General features: G+C 51.5%; 22 protein-coding genes. 10 read left to right on the plus strand and 12 right to left on the minus strand.

The window, feature by feature from the left end; translation table 11 throughout:
- Positions 1 to 146: 146 nt before the first annotated feature.
- The 10 genes from VMT71_17840 to VMT71_17885 all read right to left on the minus strand — a co-directional run bounded on the left by VMT71_17840 (position 147) and on the right by VMT71_17885 (position 7,406).
- Complete coding sequence (locus tag VMT71_17840; protein HVN25834.1) at positions 147 to 392, minus strand: hypothetical protein; 246 nt, start codon at positions 390 to 392, stop codon at positions 147 to 149.
- A 283-nt stretch (positions 393 to 675) separates the two neighbouring features.
- A complete protein-coding gene (locus VMT71_17845; GenBank protein ID HVN25835.1) occupies positions 676 to 1,692 on the minus strand; it encodes a lytic transglycosylase domain-containing protein in 1,017 nt (338 codons plus the stop codon).
- A gap of 1 nt (position 1,693) precedes the next feature.
- Complete coding sequence (locus VMT71_17850) at positions 1,694 to 1,918, minus strand: hypothetical protein (GenBank protein HVN25836.1); 225 nt, start codon at positions 1,916 to 1,918, stop codon at positions 1,694 to 1,696.
- A 3-nt stretch (positions 1,919 to 1,921) separates the two neighbouring features.
- On the minus strand, positions 1,922 to 2,479 hold the full coding sequence (locus tag VMT71_17855; protein HVN25837.1) for a DedA family protein: 558 nt from the start codon (positions 2,477 to 2,479) through the stop codon (positions 1,922 to 1,924).
- Positions 2,480 to 2,536: 57 nt separating this feature from the next.
- Positions 2,537 to 3,253, minus strand: coding sequence for a twin-arginine translocase subunit TatC (locus VMT71_17860; protein ID HVN25838.1), 717 nt, complete (start codon positions 3,251 to 3,253; stop codon positions 2,537 to 2,539).
- Positions 3,232 to 3,849 carry a DUF502 domain-containing protein gene (locus tag VMT71_17865; GenBank protein HVN25839.1) on the minus strand — a complete coding sequence of 206 codons (618 nt, stop codon included), beginning with the start codon at positions 3,847 to 3,849 and terminating at the stop codon, positions 3,232 to 3,234. Before VMT71_17865 ends, VMT71_17860 begins: the two co-directional genes overlap by 22 nt.
- A gap of 151 nt (positions 3,850 to 4,000) precedes the next feature.
- Complete coding sequence (gene ftsY, locus VMT71_17870; GenBank protein ID HVN25840.1) at positions 4,001 to 4,909, minus strand: signal recognition particle-docking protein FtsY; 909 nt, start codon at positions 4,907 to 4,909, stop codon at positions 4,001 to 4,003.
- Between the two features lie 153 nt (positions 4,910 to 5,062).
- The gene (locus tag VMT71_17875; protein HVN25841.1) at positions 5,063 to 5,662 is read right to left on the minus strand and encodes a hypothetical protein; all 600 of its coding nucleotides are present in this window, start codon (positions 5,660 to 5,662) and stop codon (positions 5,063 to 5,065) included.
- Between the two features lie 254 nt (positions 5,663 to 5,916).
- Entirely contained in the window at positions 5,917 to 6,138 is a 222-nt protein-coding gene (locus VMT71_17880) for a hypothetical protein (protein HVN25842.1), read from the minus strand.
- Between the two features lie 278 nt (positions 6,139 to 6,416).
- Complete coding sequence (locus tag VMT71_17885) at positions 6,417 to 7,406, minus strand: L-threonylcarbamoyladenylate synthase (GenBank protein ID HVN25843.1); 990 nt, start codon at positions 7,404 to 7,406, stop codon at positions 6,417 to 6,419.
- A gap of 105 nt (positions 7,407 to 7,511) precedes the next feature.
- Between VMT71_17885 and VMT71_17890 the strand changes: the two genes are divergently transcribed.
- The 8 genes from VMT71_17890 (at position 7,512) to VMT71_17925 (ending at position 17,680) form a co-directional block, all read left to right on the plus strand.
- Complete coding sequence (locus tag VMT71_17890; protein HVN25844.1) at positions 7,512 to 9,629, plus strand: thioredoxin domain-containing protein; 2,118 nt, start codon at positions 7,512 to 7,514, stop codon at positions 9,627 to 9,629.
- Between the two features lie 72 nt (positions 9,630 to 9,701).
- Positions 9,702 to 11,372: a cytochrome c3 family protein gene (locus VMT71_17895; protein ID HVN25845.1), complete on the plus strand. Its 1,671-nt coding sequence runs from the start codon at positions 9,702 to 9,704 to the stop codon at positions 11,370 to 11,372.
- Entirely contained in the window at positions 11,369 to 12,040 is a 672-nt protein-coding gene (locus VMT71_17900) for a cytochrome b/b6 domain-containing protein (GenBank protein HVN25846.1), read from the plus strand. Before VMT71_17895 ends, VMT71_17900 begins: the two co-directional genes overlap by 4 nt.
- A 220-nt stretch (positions 12,041 to 12,260) precedes the next feature.
- Complete coding sequence (locus tag VMT71_17905) at positions 12,261 to 13,487, plus strand: hypothetical protein (GenBank protein HVN25847.1); 1,227 nt, start codon at positions 12,261 to 12,263, stop codon at positions 13,485 to 13,487.
- Entirely contained in the window at positions 13,480 to 14,166 is a 687-nt protein-coding gene (locus VMT71_17910; protein HVN25848.1) for a cytochrome b/b6 domain-containing protein, read from the plus strand. Before VMT71_17905 ends, VMT71_17910 begins: the two co-directional genes overlap by 8 nt.
- Before the next feature lie 70 nt (positions 14,167 to 14,236).
- Positions 14,237 to 15,211, plus strand: a complete 975-nt coding sequence (locus VMT71_17915; GenBank protein ID HVN25849.1) for a hypothetical protein — start codon at positions 14,237 to 14,239, stop codon at positions 15,209 to 15,211.
- 2 nt (positions 15,212 to 15,213) lie between these two features.
- Entirely contained in the window at positions 15,214 to 16,152 is a 939-nt protein-coding gene (locus VMT71_17920; GenBank protein HVN25850.1) for a cytochrome b/b6 domain-containing protein, read from the plus strand.
- Complete coding sequence (locus tag VMT71_17925) at positions 16,139 to 17,680, plus strand: cytochrome c3 family protein (GenBank protein HVN25851.1); 1,542 nt, start codon at positions 16,139 to 16,141, stop codon at positions 17,678 to 17,680. The genes VMT71_17920 and VMT71_17925 overlap by 14 nt, the downstream gene beginning before the upstream one ends.
- A 151-nt stretch (positions 17,681 to 17,831) precedes the next feature.
- Here the strand turns inward: VMT71_17925 and VMT71_17930 are convergent, their stop codons facing one another.
- Together VMT71_17930 and VMT71_17935 are read right to left on the minus strand one after the other, a co-directional pair.
- Positions 17,832 to 17,978 carry a hypothetical protein gene (locus VMT71_17930; GenBank protein HVN25852.1) on the minus strand — a complete coding sequence of 49 codons (147 nt, stop codon included), beginning with the start codon at positions 17,976 to 17,978 and terminating at the stop codon, positions 17,832 to 17,834.
- A 76-nt stretch (positions 17,979 to 18,054) separates the two neighbouring features.
- Positions 18,055 to 18,894: an NAD(P)H-dependent oxidoreductase gene (locus VMT71_17935; protein ID HVN25853.1), complete on the minus strand. Its 840-nt coding sequence runs from the start codon at positions 18,892 to 18,894 to the stop codon at positions 18,055 to 18,057.
- A gap of 533 nt (positions 18,895 to 19,427) precedes the next feature.
- Between VMT71_17935 and VMT71_17940 the strand changes: the two genes are divergently transcribed.
- Together VMT71_17940 and VMT71_17945 are read left to right on the plus strand one after the other, a co-directional pair.
- On the plus strand, positions 19,428 to 20,405 hold the full coding sequence (locus tag VMT71_17940) for a DmsE family decaheme c-type cytochrome (GenBank protein HVN25854.1): 978 nt from the start codon (positions 19,428 to 19,430) through the stop codon (positions 20,403 to 20,405).
- Positions 20,406 to 20,415: 10 nt separating this feature from the next.
- A partial coding sequence (locus VMT71_17945) for a hypothetical protein (GenBank protein ID HVN25855.1) occupies positions 20,416 to 20,595 on the plus strand: 180 nt, incomplete at its 3' end.

The following is a 20,595-nucleotide window of genomic DNA, read 5'->3' on the forward strand; positions in this document are numbered from 1 at the left end:
CAGGTACTCTACCTGTACGAGTCCCTGCCGCATCACGATCAAGAGTGATTGTCCGCCGCAGATGATCTTGCATTCGTCCTTATGCTCCGCAAGCATCGCCAGCGCTTCCTTAACACTACCAGGTTGCAAATACGTAAAATCGTGAATCATGTGTCCCTCCTTTCCGTACAGTCTTCGAGGTTTGCCAACCGATTCGGGTCAAAGGGAAGATCAGGGAAATCGAACTTGGTCTCGCTCGCGCGCATAGATTCCGGTCTCTTGAGTACCTGACCCTCCTGCACAAAACCGCGATACGAGCTCACGTAGCAGAACCCCGCATGCCTCCCTCTGAATATACCGCACTGCACGCACATCTTCCCCGAAAATGGACAAACCATTTTCGCCGTTGCCATACTTCCTCCTTGATTAAATTCAAAAGAGTGTTCTAGAGATCAACGTGGGATCATTCCCAAGTTCCCCGTCGTTTCGCCGGACCTGGGTGAAAGCACTGCAGTTAAAACGAATGAACGCGGCATGTCCTGTAAAACCCGGGAACTTCTCTCCAGCTGTTCACTGTTGTAGATTCAAGCCTTACTCTAAAACGAAAAAGACCCTTTTGTCAAGCTAATTCAAGCACAATACCAATATCTAACGTAAGAAAATTGTTCATTAAGCTGAACGAGCATCTGCGTGGGGTCAGTCTTTGCCGGTCTGGAGGCTCAAACTCGCATTTTCCCGCATGCGACGGAGAAAGATATCTTTTTTATCCGAGGGAACATAGAGGTAATAGAAGCCTTTTGGCAGCATATACTTTCGGAGGTGAAGGTTCAATTCACGAAAGGTCTTGTAGGACATATCCATTGCCTGTGCGATTTGCGCCGTGTGAACGTCCCGTTTTACCTCAATGACATATTCGGTCACTGCGAAGGGTTTGTAAAAATCCTTTTGATCGAAGGTGAAGCCGTATTTCTTGGCGTTGCTGATTATTTCCTTCATAGAGGCAATGCGGTAGATATAGCGGTCCGTTTCTTCCGGAAGATAGAGATCAAAGAAGTCCCTGCTCCCCTGGTTGGTGATTGCCTCCCTTACTCGGGCCTCACCGCAATTATACGCTGCCAGTACCAGGAGCCAATCTCCGAATTCGTCATTCAGCTTTTTCAGGTATGCCAGCGCCGAACGGGTCGACCGCACGATGCTGTAGCGCTCATCAACGCTGTCGTTGACAGTAAGGCCCTCGCGTTTTCCTGTCTCTTTGATGAACTGCCACATACCACCTGCATTCGCCTTTGAAACTGACCGGGGGTTGAGGTAGCTTTCAACGAGAGCAAGATAGATAAGGTCGGAGGGCATGTTCATTCTATTAATTTCATCGGAAAGAATGGGCCCGTACTTGACGTAGCGCTTCACAAGGATTGTCAAAAGGCCCCGGTGCTCAAGCATTTGATAGTACTCGCGCTCGAAGCGTTCCCGGACATCGTCTATACCCAGCGGAACAGGTTTATTGCAGAGCATCAGTGATTCTGGAGGAGCGGGAAAAGTCAGCAGACTGAGTAGTCCAACTTCTCTTCTGGCCACGCCGGTCTCTTTGTCGTGATCCACGGTCTTTTTCTCGATAGACTGTTGCTTTCGCTCCTTCGTCTCCGATTGGCCGTAGACTTGTCCAACCGCGAAAAGCAGCAAAGCCATACAAAAAAGCAGCGCCCGCCTCGTCATACTACTTTGCCTCTTTGACCATTCTCGCAAGAATGGTCACGCGATTTGTCATTCGTTCCATCAGCATCTTCATATCGCTGAGCAGCGCGTTAAGATTCTCATATTTCTTCCTGTAGATCGACTCCAGCTCTTTTTTCCAACCTTCCGTTATCTCGATTTCCCTTTTATTCATTTCAATCTCAAATTTTTTCTGCAGCTCTCGAACCATCTTGTGATCAACTTCCATTTGTCACCTCTCTTTCCTTCGCACGAAATACCTGTAGAAGAGAATGACCGTTATAGCCGCGGCCACAACCGCAGGGACCACGAACCTTTGATACCGCGTCACGTCCGTTACAAATATGTATATCACGTTACCAAACGAATAGCCGAGAAAGGAAAGAAAGAGTGCCCAGATGATTGCCATGAAAAAATCAATCACGAGAAATCGGGGAACGCTCATGTTGGCGCAGCCCAAAAGGATCAGAATGACTGTGCGGAAACCAGCGAGAAACCTCATTGCAAAAAGGATGAGGTGGCCGTATCGGCGTATCGCCCGATCAGCCAGGGGTGTTCGTGATCGCACTATTTGGTAGCGGTCGATAACTGTCGGACCAAACAATTTTCCCAGAAAAAAGAAGGTGCAGTCACCAACAAATGTGCCTGTGCATGCGTAGAGCACCACGCTGTTGAGGTTCAGAAAACCGAGTTTGCTGAAGATGCCGCCGAGAAGCACGGTAGTTTCACCTTCCAGGAACGTTCCGATGAATACTGCAATATAGCCATAGCGCATTATCCAGTCTTCCACATGCCACCAGTCGAAGGCGCGGTCCGGAATCTATTCTAAACAGATTTAAATTGTGGGTCAAGGAGTGACGACTGTCTGTCTTACGCGTTTCTCAGCGCTCCTGACAAGGAGAAGGCCGAGTTCATAAAGTATATAGAGGGGTCCGGCAAGCAGTGACATATTGTACACGTCAGGCGTAGGCGTGATCACGCTGGCAGCCACTACTATAAACAAGATTGCATAGCGCCGACCTCTCGCGAGCTTACGGGAGTTCACGATACCGATTTTGGAGAGCAGCAGGAGGGCGAGGGGCAACTCAAAGGCAAAGCCGAAACCGAACATCATAGCCACGCAGAAAGCGACAAGGCGTTTGATAGAGATCATCGCTTTAACCGCGCCGCCCTCGTAGCTGAGAAGAAACGCGATGCCATTCGGGAGTGCAACGAAAAAACAGAAAAGGCATCCGGTATAGAACAGCAGTATTGCTACCCCGGCAAACAGATGAGAGTGGATCTTCTTCTGCTCCAGGATCGGTCGAAACTCCCGCCATCCCACAAAAGCCGCCACCGGAACAGAGAGGAATATGCCTGTATAGATAGCCAGTTCGATGCTTGCGAAGAGAACTTCAGGTAGACTGAAATAGTAAACCTTAACGTGCACCATCCTGATGAGAAGCAGGGCAAGCTTCTTAGAAAAGAAGAAACAGAGGACGCTGGCAACGCCTGCCACGACAACGGTTCTCAAGAGTGTGCGCCTGAGAGCGTCGAGGCACGCTATGATTTCTTCCCGTCCCATCCCAGATTGACCTTTGAAGTGCCTAGCGAAATAATGTATTTCACAGCGTCCTCAACCGAAACAGGCAGAAAAGAGAGCCTGTCCTCGGGCAGAAGGAGTACATACCCGGAGGTGGGATTCGGCGTGGTCGGCACAAAGACCGAGCAAAAGGGGACTGATTCGCGGGTGAAGCGGCCCGTGACCAGCCCGAGGCAAAAAGTCCCCTCGCGCGGAAACTCTAGCATCACTACGCCTCGAAAGGATCTCAGCTTGTCGGGAGAAAACGCTTCCATGAAATCCTTGGTGGAGCCGTAGACGCTCTTTACGAAGGGAATTTTCTTCAGCAGAGCCTCGCCATACGAAAGGAACTTTTTCCCTGCGTAATTGGAAGTGACCACTCCGGTAACGTAGGCGATGATGATGAAGAGCAGAAGCCCTAAGCCCGGAATGTAAAGCGATCTGCCAAATACGCTCAGCGAAACACTTGTAAGGATGGGGGACACGAAAGCGTCAAGAAACGTCACTATAAGATAGACCGCATAAAGGCTTACCAGAACCGGAATCAGTACAAAAAGCCCGGTCAGAAGTTTCGCTTTGAAGTGTCGCGCCAATGGCATACCAGTCCTGCCCCTTCATGACATTCAGGTGGGAAGCGGCCGTCCCTCAGGCCGTCTGTTTCCGTAATCTATAATTGAACGGGAGTAAAGTCAAACGGTTCGGTGAGAGCAGGGTCATCGGGCATGAGCCAGTTGGCACATTGAAGACTTGTTACTCAAACATTGCCCTCGCGAATTCCCTCGCACGGAAAGGAATGAGATCATCCATCCTTTCGCCCACACCGACGAAACGGATAGGTAGTTTCAGCGTGTGTGCGATAGGCAGGAGAAAGCCACCCTTTGCGGTTCCATCAAGTTTCGTAACGATAATACCGGTCAGAGTGAGGGCGTCGTGAAATGCTCGCGCCTGCATAATTGCATTCTGACCATTTGTCGCGTCCACTACGAGGAAAGTTTCGTGGGGTGCTGCTGCCATCTCTTTCTGGACTACCCTCTTGATCTTCTTCATTTCCTCCATGAGGTTGATCTTGGTATGCAGGCGGCCAGCCGTATCGAGAAAAAGAACATCAATTCCCCTGGCCTTGGCCGCCAGAGTAGCGTCATAAGCCACAGCTGCAGGATCTGATCCGTCCTGGTGTTTGATTACTTCTACGCTCAGTCGGGATGCCCAGACTTCGAGCTGTTCGATTGCAGCCGCCCTGAAAGTATCGCAGGCGCCGAAGAGTACTTTCTTGTGATCCTGCAGGAAGAGATTCGCCAATTTAGCTATGGTTGTGGTTTTCCCCACACCATTTACGCCGAGCATCAGTATTACCCAGGGCTTTTCTTTCCCGGCAGTCAAGGGGACCTCGCAGGGCAGGAGGAGTTTCTCTATTTCCGCGATCATCGCCTGCTTAAGGTCTTCCTCTGTCTTTACCTGGCCCAGTTTCCATCTTTCCTTCAAGGCCGTGACCAGGAGTTCAGATGTTTCTATGCCGACATCGGCGAGGATTACCGCCTCTTCAATCGCATCGAATGCTGCATCATCGAGGGTTTTCCCCTTAACGATCCATTCTATCTGCGTTTGGAGTTGAGCCCTGGTCTTGGAAAGGCCCTCTTTTATTTTGTCGAATAAACCCATGACGAATCCAAATATACAGATTTAAGGTAAGGACTAAAGAGAAGGTTGAGGAAAGAACTAAGGGCAAAGGTTAAAGAAGACTGCTGTCCGAGGGGGAACAGACACTCTTTAGCCTGCTATATTCCTTTCCTATCTTGTCTCTTGCCTGCTGCTCTAGTTCGTAGTCGATCCTCCCGTAGAAGGACCTGAAGTCTTGTCGAAATAGCCGGTTCGGCCACTCTCGAACTGCTCGAGTGCCTGCTCGTATTCCCATATGTCGTCCTCCATCATGACTTCGAGCCGTGGAAGATCGACCTCGCCTTTCCTTACCATGAACGCAATTCGCGTGCTGTTGCTCGAAGGAAAGATACGACTATAAGAATCTATGTACGTTTTCAAGACCACCAGGCCGTCGCTCTTATTGCCCTGCTTGATGAGCACGAGAGACTTGTAGCCCATGATCCGGAACCAGGAATAGCCTTTCTTAAATTCAGGATTTGCCTCTGCTTCCCGAATGTATCGATCAGCTGCGGGCAAATCATTCATCCAGTAGTTGGTCGTTGCAGCCCATGCCAACGGTGCAACCCGCTTTTCATCATCATACGCTTTAAGGAATTCGGATCTCGCCTGCGCGTATTCCTTCACACGCCAGTCATTCTTACCCTGGAACATATGGTCATTGTAAGCCTTGTTTGAATTGATGCTGGCGCACGACGCAAGAAACAGAAGCGCAATTACGCATCCGGCGAATAAGGCTTTCCGCACACTTTGCATATCCCCTCCTCGTTGATCACCCCGATGCAGGTCCCGTCGCTGCAAAGGACCCTGTTCGAAAAGTCCAAGGCATCGGGCTCTTCAGGTTCTGGGTCGTGCTTCGCATCAGTGATAGTGCAGCCGCACTTGTAACAGAAGGAACCCAGGCGGAGTATTGTCTCTCCGCACCGCGCACACACTACGGTATCTGTTGCCTGGCCGCACTTTTCACACACCATTGTTCACCATTCCATTCGTTCCATTCACGATGCCAGTCATTTTATCTGGAATGCCTTAGTGGCCTTACCTTCATCAAATTCGACATAAAGTGTATCCTTAGGGCTTGGTATCAGCTTCCACGAAGGTCTGTATTTCCAGAGAATTTTGTTTTCAGGTGTTAAGCTTATCACGTCCGGTTCTCCTATTGCCTGCTTCACCTCAGGCTGACTCTTGCCGATCAGGGTTGTGCCACGGGGCAAGGCTTTAAATTTTTCCACCCCTTTTCCTTGTCCGCAGGCGCCGAGTGTGAGAAGGCAGACCAACAGAAAAAGCACAAGAGGAACTTGGCACGGTTTTTGAATTTTCCACAATTTTTGTTGAGAGTCTGTGGAAAAGCCGCTCTTTCTGCCACGTAAGCATCTGATAATACTTAAAATTCTATCCAATTGTCTTCCTCTGGTGCGGTTTAAAAAATGTAATAGTTTCGCGATCTATTCGAAAAACTGAATATCTGAATTTCATCCCGGCCGAGAGCATAATCTAGCACATGTGCTCCTCAGCTATCAACGGTTGCAGAGTCTTTCATGGCAGCTTTCTTAAGCCGTTCCATCATAGCTCTGCCGAGGCCAACTTCAGGCAACTCCTCCGCGTAAATAATTTCTACGTCTTTTCTGTCCAATTCTATCAGATACGAAAAAAAATTGGCAGCCGCTTCTCGTAAATCACCCTTGGGAGAAAGAATCTTTACATGCCTGGCAACGAGTTCTCTGGACGGGGACCGGAACAAGAGTACCGAGCACGCCTCTGTTCTGATGTCATCGAGTGTCTTGATGATGGAAAGAGGCTTGTGTGGAGCATAATGGTAAGGTAATTGCCCCGGGGAATCAAGAGAGCCATATGTGCTTTTCTTGCGGACTTCTCCCACAATCTCCTGAAGCTCTTCCAGGCTCACCGCGCCATACCTTCGCACAATCACCTGCTGCTCTCTTATGACCACTATAGTGGATTCCAGGCCAAATGACGCAGGGCCGCCGTCCAATACAAGCTCAAGTTTATTCTTGAACATCCTTGCCACGTGGCCTGCGTTTGTGGCGCTCATGTACCCGAAGGGATTTGCGCTTGGCGCCGCAACCGGTCTTCCGAAGGTAGTTATAAGATTGAGGGCAACCGGATGAGAAGGCATCCTCACGCCTACTGTTCGGAGCCCGGCCGTGACGACGTCCGGTATGATCGGCTGCTTTTCCAAAATGATTGTCAGGGGTCCGGGCCAGAACTTTTCGATCAGCAGTTGAGCTTTCTGTGGCACTGCTCTCACGAAAGAGGAGAGCCACTCCTTCTTACCGACGTGGATTATGAGTGGATCGAAATGAGGTCTCTTCTTCATTTCGAAGATTTTTGCTACGCCAATCGGGTTGAGAGCGTCCGCACCGAGGCCGTAGACGGTTTCTGTGGGGAAAGCGACTACGTCTCCCGCCTTGAGAAGGGTAGTCGCCCTCTCTATGGAAGACTCCTCAAATCCATCCAGAACCATTGGGCGCTGCGCCATGCTTCAGTTTACATTAGCGGAAAAATAGCGGTCAAGGAGGGCAGTTTATTCCTGCCTGTTTCGTCCTTATATTTAGTGAGGATATACCACCACAGGGAGACCAAAATGGCAGAAAGCAGGCATGGGGGCGAGAAGGGACGTAATCGCCTCTCCGAGGAAAAGAGTCCCTATCTACTACAGCACGCCACGAATCCGGTAGACTGGCAACCATGGGATGGAGAGGCGTTCGAGCTGGCCCGCAGAGAGCAGAAACCGATCTTTCTCTCTATCGGCTATTCGACCTGTCACTGGTGCCATGTGATGGAGCGGGAGTCTTTTGAGGATCCGGAAACAGCGCAACTCTTGAATGATACGTTTGTGCCCATAAAGGTAGACCGCGAGGAAAGGCCGGACATAGATGCTATTTACATGGGAGTCTGTCAGATGCTGACCGGCAGCGGCGGCTGGCCTTTGACGATTATGATGACCCCCGACGGTCAACCCTTCTTTGCAGCCACGTATATCCCGAAGCGCGGCAGATACGGGAGACCAGGGCTCGTGGAATTAGTACCGCAGGTGGCGGATCTCTGGAAGACAAGAAGATCCGAGCTTCTAAGCTCTTCCCGACGGATAGCTGCGCGGTTAAAAGAAACCAGCGCTGTCGAGGCCGGCAATGCGCTTGGTGAGAGCGTGCTGCACGAGGCTTACGAAAGCCTGGCTCAACATTTTGACTCGAAGAACGGCGGGTTCGGCAGTGCACCTAAATTTCCTTCAGCCCACAATTTTCTCTTTCTGCTGAGACACGCAAAGCGTACCGGGAACCGGCAGGCACTGGAGATGGTGGAAAGAACGCTTCAGGCGATGCGGCTCGGCGGCATCTATGATCATATCGGCTACGGTTTCCATCGTTACTCCACCGACTCGATGTGGCTGTTGCCCCACTTTGAAAAGATGCTCTACGACCAGGCTATGCTCGCCATCGCATATACCGAAACATATCAGCTCACCGGCAAGGAAGAATATGCGAGGACTGTCGGTGAGATACTGACGTATGTGCTGCGTGACATGACGTCTGCAGAAGGCGCCTTTCTGTCTGCGGAGGATGCGGACAGTGAGGGGGAGGAAGGGAAGTTTTATGTATGGACCGAAGCAGAACTGGAGGACGTGCTGGGCAGGGAAGATGCGGAGCTTGCGGTGAAGGTCTACAACACCTCTTCCTCGGGAAATTTCAGCGAAGAGGCGGGTGGCAGCGGGCGAGGCCGAAATATCCTCTATCTGAAACAGCCCCTTGATCAAGTGGCGCCTTCCCTTGGAATGGCCGGCGATGAATTGACCCTTCGAATGGAAAGAGTGCGCGCAAAGCTCTTCGAGGCTCGGTGCAAGCGGATACATCCGCTGAAAGACGACAAGGTATTGACAGATTGGAATGGGCTTATGATTGCCGCACTCGCGAAAGCATCCCAAGCCCTGAACCAGGCGGAATACAGGGATGCAGCGGTAAGGGCAATGGATTTTATACTGCAGAAGATGCACGACAACGAAGGACGCCTCCTGCACCGCTTTCGGGATGGCGAGGCGTCAATACAGGGCAAATTGGACGATTACGCCTTCACGATATGGGGGTTGCTTGAGCTCTACGAACTGACGTTTAATGTTAAGTATCTCAGTCATGCATTGGTTCTCACGGACGACCTGCTCACTCATTTCTGGGACCTGCAAGGATACGGCTTCTTCTTTACGCCAGATGACGGCGAAGGCTTGCTTCTACGCAAGAAAGAGACGTACGATGGAGCTATCCCGTCGGGCAATTCGGTTTCAATGCTCAACCTCCTGCGGCTGGGCCGTCTGACAGGAAGAGTTGATCTGGAGGAGAAGGGAGGACAGATCGGGAGAGCTTTTTCAAGAAAGATAGAGCTGTTCCCGGCGGCCTTTACTCATCTGTTGGTCGGATTTGATTTCAGTGTGGGTCCTTCGCATGAAGTGGTGATTGTTGGGAACGGCAAGGCGGACGACACCCATCGCTTTCTGAGAGCGCTTGGGTGCCGGTACATCCCGAACAAAGTGGTTCTTTTAAAAAGGCTGGACGAGCGAGGCCAGGGGTTGGGGCAATATGCCCCGTATGTAGAGGCGTACACAGCGCTGGAGAGTAAAGCCACAGCTTACGTCTGCTCCAATTACTCCTGCCAACTACCGACGACCGATCCTGACGAGATGCTGCGATTGCTCGGAGAACATAAGGATTGAGAGCGCATAAGAGAATTTAGACTTTCCGCGCATGTGATTTTCTGGTACAATCACGCTTTCGGCGCTCCTTCGATGAACTGGGTATACATACTTCTTTATCTTCTCATTTTTGTGTCGCCCGCAGCGGGGGCGCTGAAGAGCGAGGATTGTCTCGACTGCCACGAGAACTACAAAGGTTATGTTCACGGTTCTCTTTCGTGCGGAGACTGTCACAATGATGTGACTGAACTTCCGCACAAGGACAAGTTGAAAAAGCCAGCCTGCGAAACGTGCCACGCAGAGACACAATCTGTCTATAGCAAGAGCATACACGAGAAAAAAGGCCTGGAGTGCAGGGAATGTCATTCCGTTCATTACATCAAGAAAGAGAACAGGTACTGCGCTTCGTGCCATGCGGACATTGCGCACAAAAACCTCCCGGTTAAAGGCATACATTTGACGCGTCTGCAGTGTGTGGCCTGTCACGCGCCGGTCACTTCCAGTCAGATAGAGGTAAACGTAACGATTCCCGGAAATAAAGCAGTCGGCAGGTTAGACATCGACCGGGACGGAAACCGCATGGTCGATGCTAAGGAATGGAGTTTCGTACAGGCTTTTCTGGAGCAGAATTACAAAGGAGCCTACAAGATCAACAAAAAGTTCATAGCTAAATCTGATGTGCACGCCATCACCGATAAACCAGCCCCCTGCGATGACTGCCACATCGATAGAAAGCGGTTCGGGACGGCGCGCCTCACTAGCATCGGCGGTACTGTCTACGACCTTCGGGCTGGCCCAAAGCTTTTTCTGGAGGAGATTCCTCCAATTGCCCGCTATAAAGAGACAGTGCACGGGAAAAGAGGTGTGATCTGCGCCGACTGCCATGTATCGAATGAGAAGATCACTGACGCTGTCTGCATCAACTGCCACAGGGATCTTTTCAATCTTTACAAATACTCGGAGCATGGGAAGAAGGATGCGGCACGGTGTACCGATTGCCACAATCCACACCGCATAAAATCATACAAGGACCTGGACGCGCAGGAGCGTGTTGCTATCTGTGCGCGTTGCCACAAGAATTACATGAGCAGTCATGCGTGGCTTCCGAATACCGCACTTCACTTTCACTACCTTGAATGCGGTACGTGCCACAGTCCTGAGTCTCAGAAGAGTATGCTCTTCACGTTTGCCCGCAGAACCTCTCAGGGTGAATCCGGTCTGACGTACGAGGAGATGAAGCGCATCCTGCCACCGGACTCAGATGTAGCCAGGATGCTGGACAGAAACGGCGACCGCGTGGTCTCCTCGGTGGAACTTAGCGCATTTTTTTTGAAACTGCGCGAGAAGCTGGGGAAGCAACTTTATATCGACGGTTCGATTCTGGTGACAAAGGTGTACCACAACTTTACTGCGACGGGGCATCGCGAAAAGGAATGCACTGCTTGCCATTCAAAGGACGCACCTTTCTATACCTCTATGTTTCTCGTCATTCCCGAAGAAGCAGGCAACCTTTACATTCCCGTCAAGGATACGGCTCTTTCCTCTCTGCCTATTGCGTTTGCGATGGATATGACGCTGCTCGGAGAGGAGAAGCTGCGCGCTCAGGACATGAGGAAGCTTTTGCGTACCGGGACCGAAGGGCGAAGACTGGCAATCGCCGAGCTGGGGCTTAAGTGGATTGACTTGGTAGGATTGGCCCTGGCAATACTTGTCTTCTGTCTTGTACTGTTGCATGTGGTTCTCAGGGTGCTCACAAGAAGATGACCAGGGTCAAGCTTTATACGTTGCCAATACGGATATGGCATTGGATAAATGCGTTGCTGATCTTCCTTCTCATTCTCACGGGCGCCCAGCTGAGAGTTCCGGGTCTGCCATTTTTTGGACATTACAGCAAGGCGGTCTGGCTGCATAAATATATGGGTTTCTGCATGGTGGGCTCTTTTATTTTTTGGCTTGTATATGTACTCTTCAGTGGTTCTTTACGCAGCCACTACCTCATGCGGATAAGAGATGTCCGTGGCATGGTGCGTCAAGCCATGTTTTACATGTACGGAATTTTTCGAGGCGGTATCAATCCTTTTGTGCCGTCTCCCGAAAATAAATTCAATCCCATGCAGAAGATGGCCTACTTCACAGTGATGGTTTTTTTCACTCCCGCAATTCTAGTAACAGGCATACTCTTCAGCGACATTCTCTACTTCGCCCCATACATCAATGCGCTGGGGGGCTTGAGAATCCTGGACGCTCTGCACGTGGTCTTCGCTTATATCTTTCTTCTGTACCTGGCGATTCATCTATACATGGCAACTCTCGGGCACACGATTCTTGCCCATACCAAAGCCATGATTCTCGGTTACGAAGAGGAAGAGGGTGGGGAGAGCACAGAAGGGGGAGAGGTAGGCAGAGAGACGGAGGAGGAGGCAATTACGTGACCGATGCTCACTGTTGGCTTCGACCAGGGGTTAAAAAGAGTTGACATCTGAGTTGAGCCTACTATAGAATTCTTCCCCATAAATACCGGCTAGGGGAGTCCGGCATATCGATGTTATTCCGGGTTTACAAAAGATGAGGTCTGTCGAAACGGCCAATCTCACCCGCTCCGGGAGTGGAGATGATCATATATTGGACGAGACGCAGATGAGGAGGGTATGGGTGCTGTTTTTGTTCTGCCTTCTGTGTTTTATCTCTGTGGGCAGACTCTCTTATGCGGCCGCACTCAAGGACTCTGCCTGTATTTCCTGCCACGAGACGCCCGCTTATAAGGAAAATAAACAGGGCCAGAAAGAGGCCGTCCGTTTCAGCAGGCAGGAGTTGAATGATTCCATCCATAAATCCCTGGGGTGTACCGAGTGTCACGCGGATGTTGAAACTCTACCGCACAAAAAAGAGCTTGGTCGCGTTGATTGTGGAAAGTGCCACAAAGAGGCGTCCTTCCAATTTGGAAGAAGCGTTCATGGTGCAGACTTGAAACGTGGCGACAAGGATGCGCCGTCATGCACATCCTGCCACGGAAGCCATCGCATCTTCCGTGTGACTGACCAGCGTTCTGCGGTCAACAAGACAAACCAGGTCATGCTCTGTGCGAAGTGCCACACGGATGTGGACGTTCAGAAAAAGCATAACCTTCCGGAAGGCATGGTAAAGAAGTATGAAGAAAGCGTCCACGGACGATTCCTCAGAGAGGGAAGAAATATCCGGGCGGCTGTTTGCAGTGATTGCCACCGCGCCCACCTGATCCTTGCCCCCAAAGACCCGGACTCAAGCACCAACAAGCGAAATATAGGCGAGGTGTGTGGACGCTGCCACGTGCAGATATATAACGAATACAAGGTGAGCATTCACGGCAAAGCACTGAAGGAAGGGAAAATGGAGAGCCCTGCCTGCACCGATTGCCACGGGGAGCACACGCTCACGTTGGTGAAAGACCCCCAGGCGCGCGTCTATGCCAGGAATATCCCAACCACGTGTGCCAGGTGCCATGAGAACCAGGAGATTATCCGGAAATACAGGCTGCCTTCGGACCGCTATTCCAGCTACGTGGGTAGTTTTCACGGAGTGGCCGTGAAATACGGAAACGTAACCGCGGCCAATTGCATTAGCTGCCACGAGACGCATCGCATACTTCCGGCGGTAGACCCCGAGTCAAGCATAAATGAGCAGAACCTGCCAAGAACGTGCGGCAAGTGTCACCCGACGATGAAAAACGTAGCCTCAATCGGCAAGGTGCACGTGGAAGCAAAGAAAGAGAGCTCCCTCGGCATGTATTATGTGCGTAACTTCTACACGTGGTTCATCGGGCTTCTCATGCTGCTCTTTGTGGGCTACATCGTGCTCGACGTGTACGGCAGGGTAAAGAGAAGGGGTAAGAGAAATGGCTAACGAAGGTGACTACATCCAGCGTTTTACCGTCTCGGAGAGGATCGTGCACATTCTCTTGTTCTCCTCCCTCATAATCCTCAGCATCACGGGTCTCACGCTGAAATATCACGAATCGGCTTTTGCCCAGTGGATTATCAGAATGGAAGGAGGGGTGCTTCTCAGAGGCAAGATTCATCGATTCGCCGCCCTCATCCTGATGGCGACCTTTGCCTATCACATCCTTTCGATCATCTTCTCGCAGAGAGCACACGCGTTTTTCCAGGACATGATTTTCAGAAAGGGTGACCTGAGTTGTTTTGGGGCAATCTTCAGATACAATTTGGGCCTCCGGAAGGAGTTGCCAGCGTTTGACCGGTTCACCTGCATCGAAAAATTTCAGTACTGGGCTACAGGGATTGCAGTTGTCCTTCTCAGTACCAGCGGGGTGGTACTGTGGGGCGAGACACTCTTCATGATGGCTTTCCCGAAGTGGGCGATCGACCTGAACCATATCATTCATTCCTTCGAGGCGACTGTCGGCTTTCTGGTACTCGTTGTGTGGCACTTGTACAACGTGCATCTGAACCCGCGTGTTTTCCCCATGAGCAGGGTGTGGCTGACGGGAAAAATATCGAAAGAAGAATTGAAGCGTGAGCATCCGCTGGAATATGAAAGGCGTTTCGGTGATGGTAAAAAGTAAATTAATTTTATTGGTTGCTCTTACGTTGCTGTTAATCCCCCTGTTCGTCCACGCGCAGGAGCAGCGCTGCTTGCTGTGCCATGGGAAAAAGGATTTTCGGGCGAAAGATGCGGCCGGGAAGGAGCGCTCCCTTTATGTCGATGTCAACGCTTTCCGGGGTTCAACACACGGAAAGCTCTCCTGTGTGGATTGTCATCTGGACACCATGGAACTGCCGCACGGAAGAAAGCTGAAGCAGGTCAACTGTGGAGCGTGCCATTACCGTGGCAGGACCTTCGGACAGGGGCCTGCGATCGAATACCTGCTCTACCGTGATAGCGTCCACGCCAGAGAGAGACAGAAGGGCAACATGAAGGCGCCCGACTGTGCGAGTTGCCACGGTACCCACGACATCCTGAGCAGAACAGACATCCATTCCCGGGGCTACAAGCTGAACATCCCTGAACAGATGTGCGGCAAATGCCACACGAAGGAGCTTGCCGACTGGAAGGCGAGCGTGCACGGTCCCGCTGTCCACAAAGGGGATCTGAATCTTCCCGTCTGCACCAACTGTCACAGCGAGCATGGCATCAGGCGAGCGGCTGATCCCGGTTCTACTGTTTACGCTACCAACATAGTCGAAATGTGTATCAAGTGCCATGGGGACTTCAGCATCATGCAGCGCTACGGGAAGAACACAGAGGAAGTCGAGTCCTATTACGAGAGCTTCCATGGCGTAGCAACCAAGTTCGGCGAGAAGAATATCGCACACTGCGCGAGCTGTCACGGCTATCATCTCATTCTCGCCAGGGATAACCCGGCTTCATCCGTCAATCCTGCGCGTCTGCCAGCCACGTGCGGTCAGCCCAAATGTCATCCGGGCGCCACGGCGAACTTCGCAAAAGGCAAGGTGCACGTAAACCCGAAGAGCAAGGACTCGGGCATTATCTACTGGGTGGCCCTCGGATTCAAATGGCTCACCATAACCGTGCTGATAGTTCTGTTCATACACATCTTCCTTGATTTTCTGAGAAAAGTGCAAGAGCGGCGAAAGAGAGGGAGTTGAGGGTGCCTGAAGAGAACGACAACAGGGAATGGCGCCTTGAGGCCCTGAAGAGGCTTCACAAGGAGTTTGAAGAGGAGCTCGAGAGGGAATCGGGCGTCAAGCTCACGCCTGAGGAATCCCGGCGCGTCCAGGAGAGACTCAGGGAAGAGATAGGCGAGCGCATCAAGCTCAGATTTGAAGAGCTGAAGACAGAGCTCTACGAGGAGATTCTGCGCGAAAAGAAAAAAGATATAAAGAACGCGGTTGCCGAGGGCGACCTCTTCTACCGGTTCGGCGTCAACATAAGAGCCCAGCATTTCCTTCTGGCAGTGAGCACGTTTCTGCTCATCATTTCCGGCCTGCCCCTGAGGTTCCACGATTCTGTCATATTCAAGTTCATCATCTTTCTTCTGGGCGGCATACAGAACTCCACCTTCCTGCACAGGGTTGCAGCAGGCGGGCTCATGGTGGTCTGCGTCTGGCACATGAGCTGGCTTGCGCTGACACGGGAAGGCAGAAAAGAATTCTGGGAGCTCCTGCCGAAACCGAAAGATTTGTTCGACGTTATCCAGAATATCAGGTATTTCTTGAGGCTTACTAACGAGAAGGCGCGCTTCGACCGTTACAGCTACATCGAAAAATTCGACTACTGGGCGGTCTACTGGGGCGTTGTGGTCATGATAGGTTCCGGCCTCCTTTTATGGCTGGAGTGGCTCACCTTGAGGTTTCTTCCCAAGTGGGTGCTCGATATTGCCAAGGAAGCGCACAGGGACGAAGCGCTGCTCGCAACACTGGCGATCGTCGTCTGGCACATGTATAATGCCCACCTTAACCCCTCGAAGTTTCCAGGAACACTGGTAATCTGGAATGGCCTCCTCACCAAAGAAGAGATGGAGGACGAACATCCGATTGAATATGAAAAACGCTTGAAAGCGACGGAACGGAAGATTGGCGATCGGTAAGTTCCTAAAACGAAAGAAACGTCTCCTTTTCACACTGGCCATCGTGATTGTGCTCGGCTACCTTGGTGTCAATCTGCTTGCGTACAGCCTCACCTACAAGCCGGAAGCGTGCCTCGTCTGTCATATCATGAAGCCGTTTTACGATAACTGGAAAGCATCCGGTCACAGCAAGGTAAGCTGCGTAGACTGCCACCCCTACCGGCCATCAACGATTATTTTTTCGACCGTGCGCTATCTCTCGGGTAATTACCAGTTGCCGTTGAAGTCTCACGTGGAAGATAAAGAATGCATACTCTGCCACAAACCGGACACCATTAAGGTTGCGGACTTCAAAGGCACACCCTTCAACCACTTAGAGCATATCAAGAATGTGAAAAGAGGCAAAGCGCTGCATTGCACCAGTTGCCATTACGCGCTCGTCCAGAGCAGGTCGCATATGGAAGTAGACCAGAATGTCTGCATGCTCTGCCACTTTTTTGTGACCCCGGCTTATTACAACCAGAATTGCACAGTCTGCCATGGAGAAAAGAGGAAGGACCTGAGGATCGGAGATGTCACCTTTTCTCATGAGTCTTTTATGAAAACGGGTTCGCGTTGCATTGAGTGCCACAGCCAGACAGTGAGGGGAACCGGCGAAGTGCCCGATGAACGCTGCCGCGAATGCCACGTGGAGAGAAAGATTGAGAGCCGTGATGTGACGAGACTCCACGAGATACACATCAAGAAAGGCTACATCACCTGCTTCAATTGTCATGGCACCATTGAACATGCCAGGGAAACGACAAGGTTCTCCCGCGCAATCGAGCTTGCCTGCGGCGAATGCCACGGCGAGTTGCACGAGCATGCCAGGGACATGTATATGGGGATTGGCGCCAGGGGCGTGAAGGATATGCCTTCGGCGATGTATATCTCAAAGATACGGTGCACAGGATGTCATACGATTGAGAAGAGTATTCACGATAACAAGAACGTATCTGCCAGGACCTGGGAGGCCAAGAAGAAAGCGTGCGTCGACTGTCATAAAGAAGGGTACGATAAAGTGGCCGAAGATTGGAAGAAGGGCATGGCTTCGTTCACGGCTGCCCTGCAGAAGATTGTTGATGAGTACAACAAGACCATAGAGCAGCGGAAAGGCCAGAAGACGGCGAGGAACGGATCCGATGATATCGACTACAACATGCACCTCCTGAAAAACGGCAGGGGCGAGCACAATATCCAATATGCTGTTGAGATCGGCAGGAACATTCTGGCTTCTGTGCAGCAGGGGTACAAGAAGATGGGTATAACCCAGAAAATAGCGGTACCCGATGCGCTAGCGAAGCCTGATGGCATTTGTTTCTTTTGTCATGCCACCTACAGACCGGACAAAGAGCTGTACATAAAGACGATCAATGCGAAATTCAATCACGCCGTGCACGTGGATATGGGCACAGAGTGCACGAAGTGCCACGATCCGAAAATGCACCGGTTGGGTGGAGGGTTCATTAAGGCGGCGTGTAAGGAATGCCACGCCGACATGAAACTGTAGTAGGTGGCGAGTCAAAAGTCCATCTGCGTCGTTGCCTGCGCACCGCGTCGCTTCGACGTACGTGTAGTGCGCCTCCACTCCTCATCACTTGAGCGCCTCGCATCTGAAGCTTTTTGCTCGCCACCTCCCCGGTCTTTGTAAGAATCGTAACTTATACATCGAAATTCCGCGCGACATCAGGTTCCTGCAGTTCTCCCGCTAAGAGCGCCGGCGGACGATCGTTGGTGTTGTTGAGGATGATTAATCTCTTGCTCGCCACCACCCCAGTCTTTGCAGGAAGCGCAACTTCGTTACCCATCAAAATTCCGCGCGTCATCAGATTACGAGTGTTTACGGGCCTTGAACTCGTAACCCGGAACTCGAAACAGCCTTTGTCACTTGCTCTTCGGTGGTTCTATCCAGGTTCCGATATTCTTATAGGGCAGGGTGAGGCGTAGCAACTCTTTGCGTACGGCCATGTAGTTGTCTTTCATCCCCTTTAGCCAGGCACTGTGCTCATGCACGAAACTAACCGTGCCGATTTCCCATCCGCTCTTTGCCTTGAGAGGTTTTCCTTTCGCATCTAACGTGAAACTGCCGTGACACAGGGTACAAATCAACTCCTGCCTCTGCATTCTTACGATCTCGCAGCCGCAGTAAGGGCAACCCTCAGGGCCGCTACGTTTATCTTCTGAGAATAAATGTGCCCCCAGGTTTTCTGCCAGGTCCAGGTTTCGTTGTTCTCTCAATACCTCTCCCGGTAGAGCAGCCATCAGATTGACGCTTGCCTGGACGTCCAGGCAGAGGACGCCGGCAAGAGCACGCAGTGTTTGGGGCGCGACGCCCATTTTTTCTTCTATGCCAAAAAAATTGACCAGGATACAGGGCTTATGAGCATTTCGCTCAGCGTCTTCATAAAAAAGAAAGCCCCTGTCGAGGATGCGCTTCACCATGCTGTGCGCTCCGAGGAAATAAACAGGCGCCGCAATCAAGAGAGCATCGGCGGACCGGATTTGCTCTTTCAAGAACGCGGTGTGATCAACGAGAGGGCACTCTTCTCCCATGATGCAGGCATAGCAGGCGCGGCAGGGTCTGATATCAAGGTCGGTGAGCCGTAAAAGCCTGAGGGTCGATTCTCCGGGCACATGGCGCCATAGCTCTTTCACGAAGATCTCACAGTTGCCTAGTTTCCGTGGGGAAACTATCATGCCGAGAATAGTCTTCTGCTGAGACATGGCGTTGCTTAAATTTTTTTAATTTTTTTTCGCCCGGGACCTTGACACTATCCCGGCCGAGCATTATTTGAACACTATACCACAATCTTAAGACTGGGGGAGCGCGACTGCCCTGGAAACGCCGACCGCACATAATCTTTTTATCCTGACGGTAGTGCATGCCAAGAAATCTTGCGCGTCATTGCAAACATTAGTCAATCACTATTGTTTGATGGAAGGGGAAAGGAGGCTTCCTTTCCGACAATGTTGCTTTGTGGCCTGACTGAGGGGGCGGAAACGGCTATTTTAAGGGCCTTGTGCCAAAAATCTTTTGCGTTATAACTAATTATTTTAACACATATTTTTGGACATACTGTGCGGTAAAATAGTGCGGGTGCAAAAAAAATTGTTGACAATAAAATTAAAAGACTTTAATGTGATCCTCATCCAAATTTCAAGTGAACGTTGTGAAATGTATGAAAGTATGGACATTCGACTTCGGGATGGAACGTAGCTAAGACGGTTTTCTTAATCATAAGGCCAGGGGGTGTTCTATGAAGAAGTTTTGCGTTTTTTCTGGTTTCGTTGTGTTCCTCCTGCTCAGTCTGTTGCTGATGGCGCCTGCAGGCGTCCTGGCGCAGGCCAAGGGCGGCGGCGCAACGTATGTAGGGTCTGACACCTGCAAGAACTGCCACGAAGACCAATTTAAATCGTATGAACGCTCTGTTCATGGGAGGAAAGTGGTTCCCGGCAGCCCGGCAAAACAGGAAGGATGTGAGTCCTGTCACGGGCCGGGCTCTGTGCATGTCAACAACGGTGGAGGCAAGGGCACGATGATCGCCTTCACGAAAGGCGAGAACTCTGACATGAAATCCGGGGTGTGCCTCAATTGCCACGCGAACAGCTCACAGGTCGCCTTATGGGATTCGGGCGTCCATAAAAAGAAGGACGTGGCATGCAGTGATTGTCATTCCATGCACAGCGGACCGAAGGCTGCCATGGGGTACGGCACGGGGCTCTCACCCCTTGGTTATCTTCCTGGCCCAGAGTACGTGACCTGCGGGAAGTGTCACCTGGATGTGAAGGCACAGATCAACAGGCGTTCGCACCACCCGATTATCGAGGGCAGGATCACCTGCTCCAACTGTCATCAGCCGCACGGTTCCATGGGCCCTGCGCAAATCAAGGCGGACACGGTCAACCAGCTCTGTTACAAGTGTCACGCGGACAAGCGAGGTCCGTACATGAACGAACATCCCCCGGTCGAGGAGAACTGCGCATATTGTCATCAGCCGCATGGCGGTGTCCACGTGATGCTCCTCACTGAAAAGGTCCCTAACCTGTGCCAGGGCTGCCACGATGCAACGCGCCACCCGGGTACCCGCTACAGCAACGAGACTCTGTTCTCGGGCGGAAGGATTGGCGGTACGGCGAGCAACAAGGCTTTTGGCCGCTCCTGCCTCAACTGTCACAATAATATCCACGGCAGCAACGCCATCCAGTCGCCGGGCGGCGATTTCTTCGTACGATAGGAGGATGACGATGAAAACAAAAATCACACTTGCTTGCATAATCAGTCTGCTCCTCTTCTCCTACGCGTATGCAGAGGACACCACCAACAACCCATACTCGGGCAACCTCTGGCTGGGCGGCAGGGCGATTACCGGGCAGAACTGGGGAGACAGCGCTGCTTTTAACAAATACAACGGCATAACGCCGGGC

It is taken from the genome of Syntrophorhabdales bacterium, assembly GCA_035541455.1.
Lineage (GTDB): Bacteria > Desulfobacterota > Syntrophorhabdia > Syntrophorhabdales > WCHB1-27 > JADGQN01.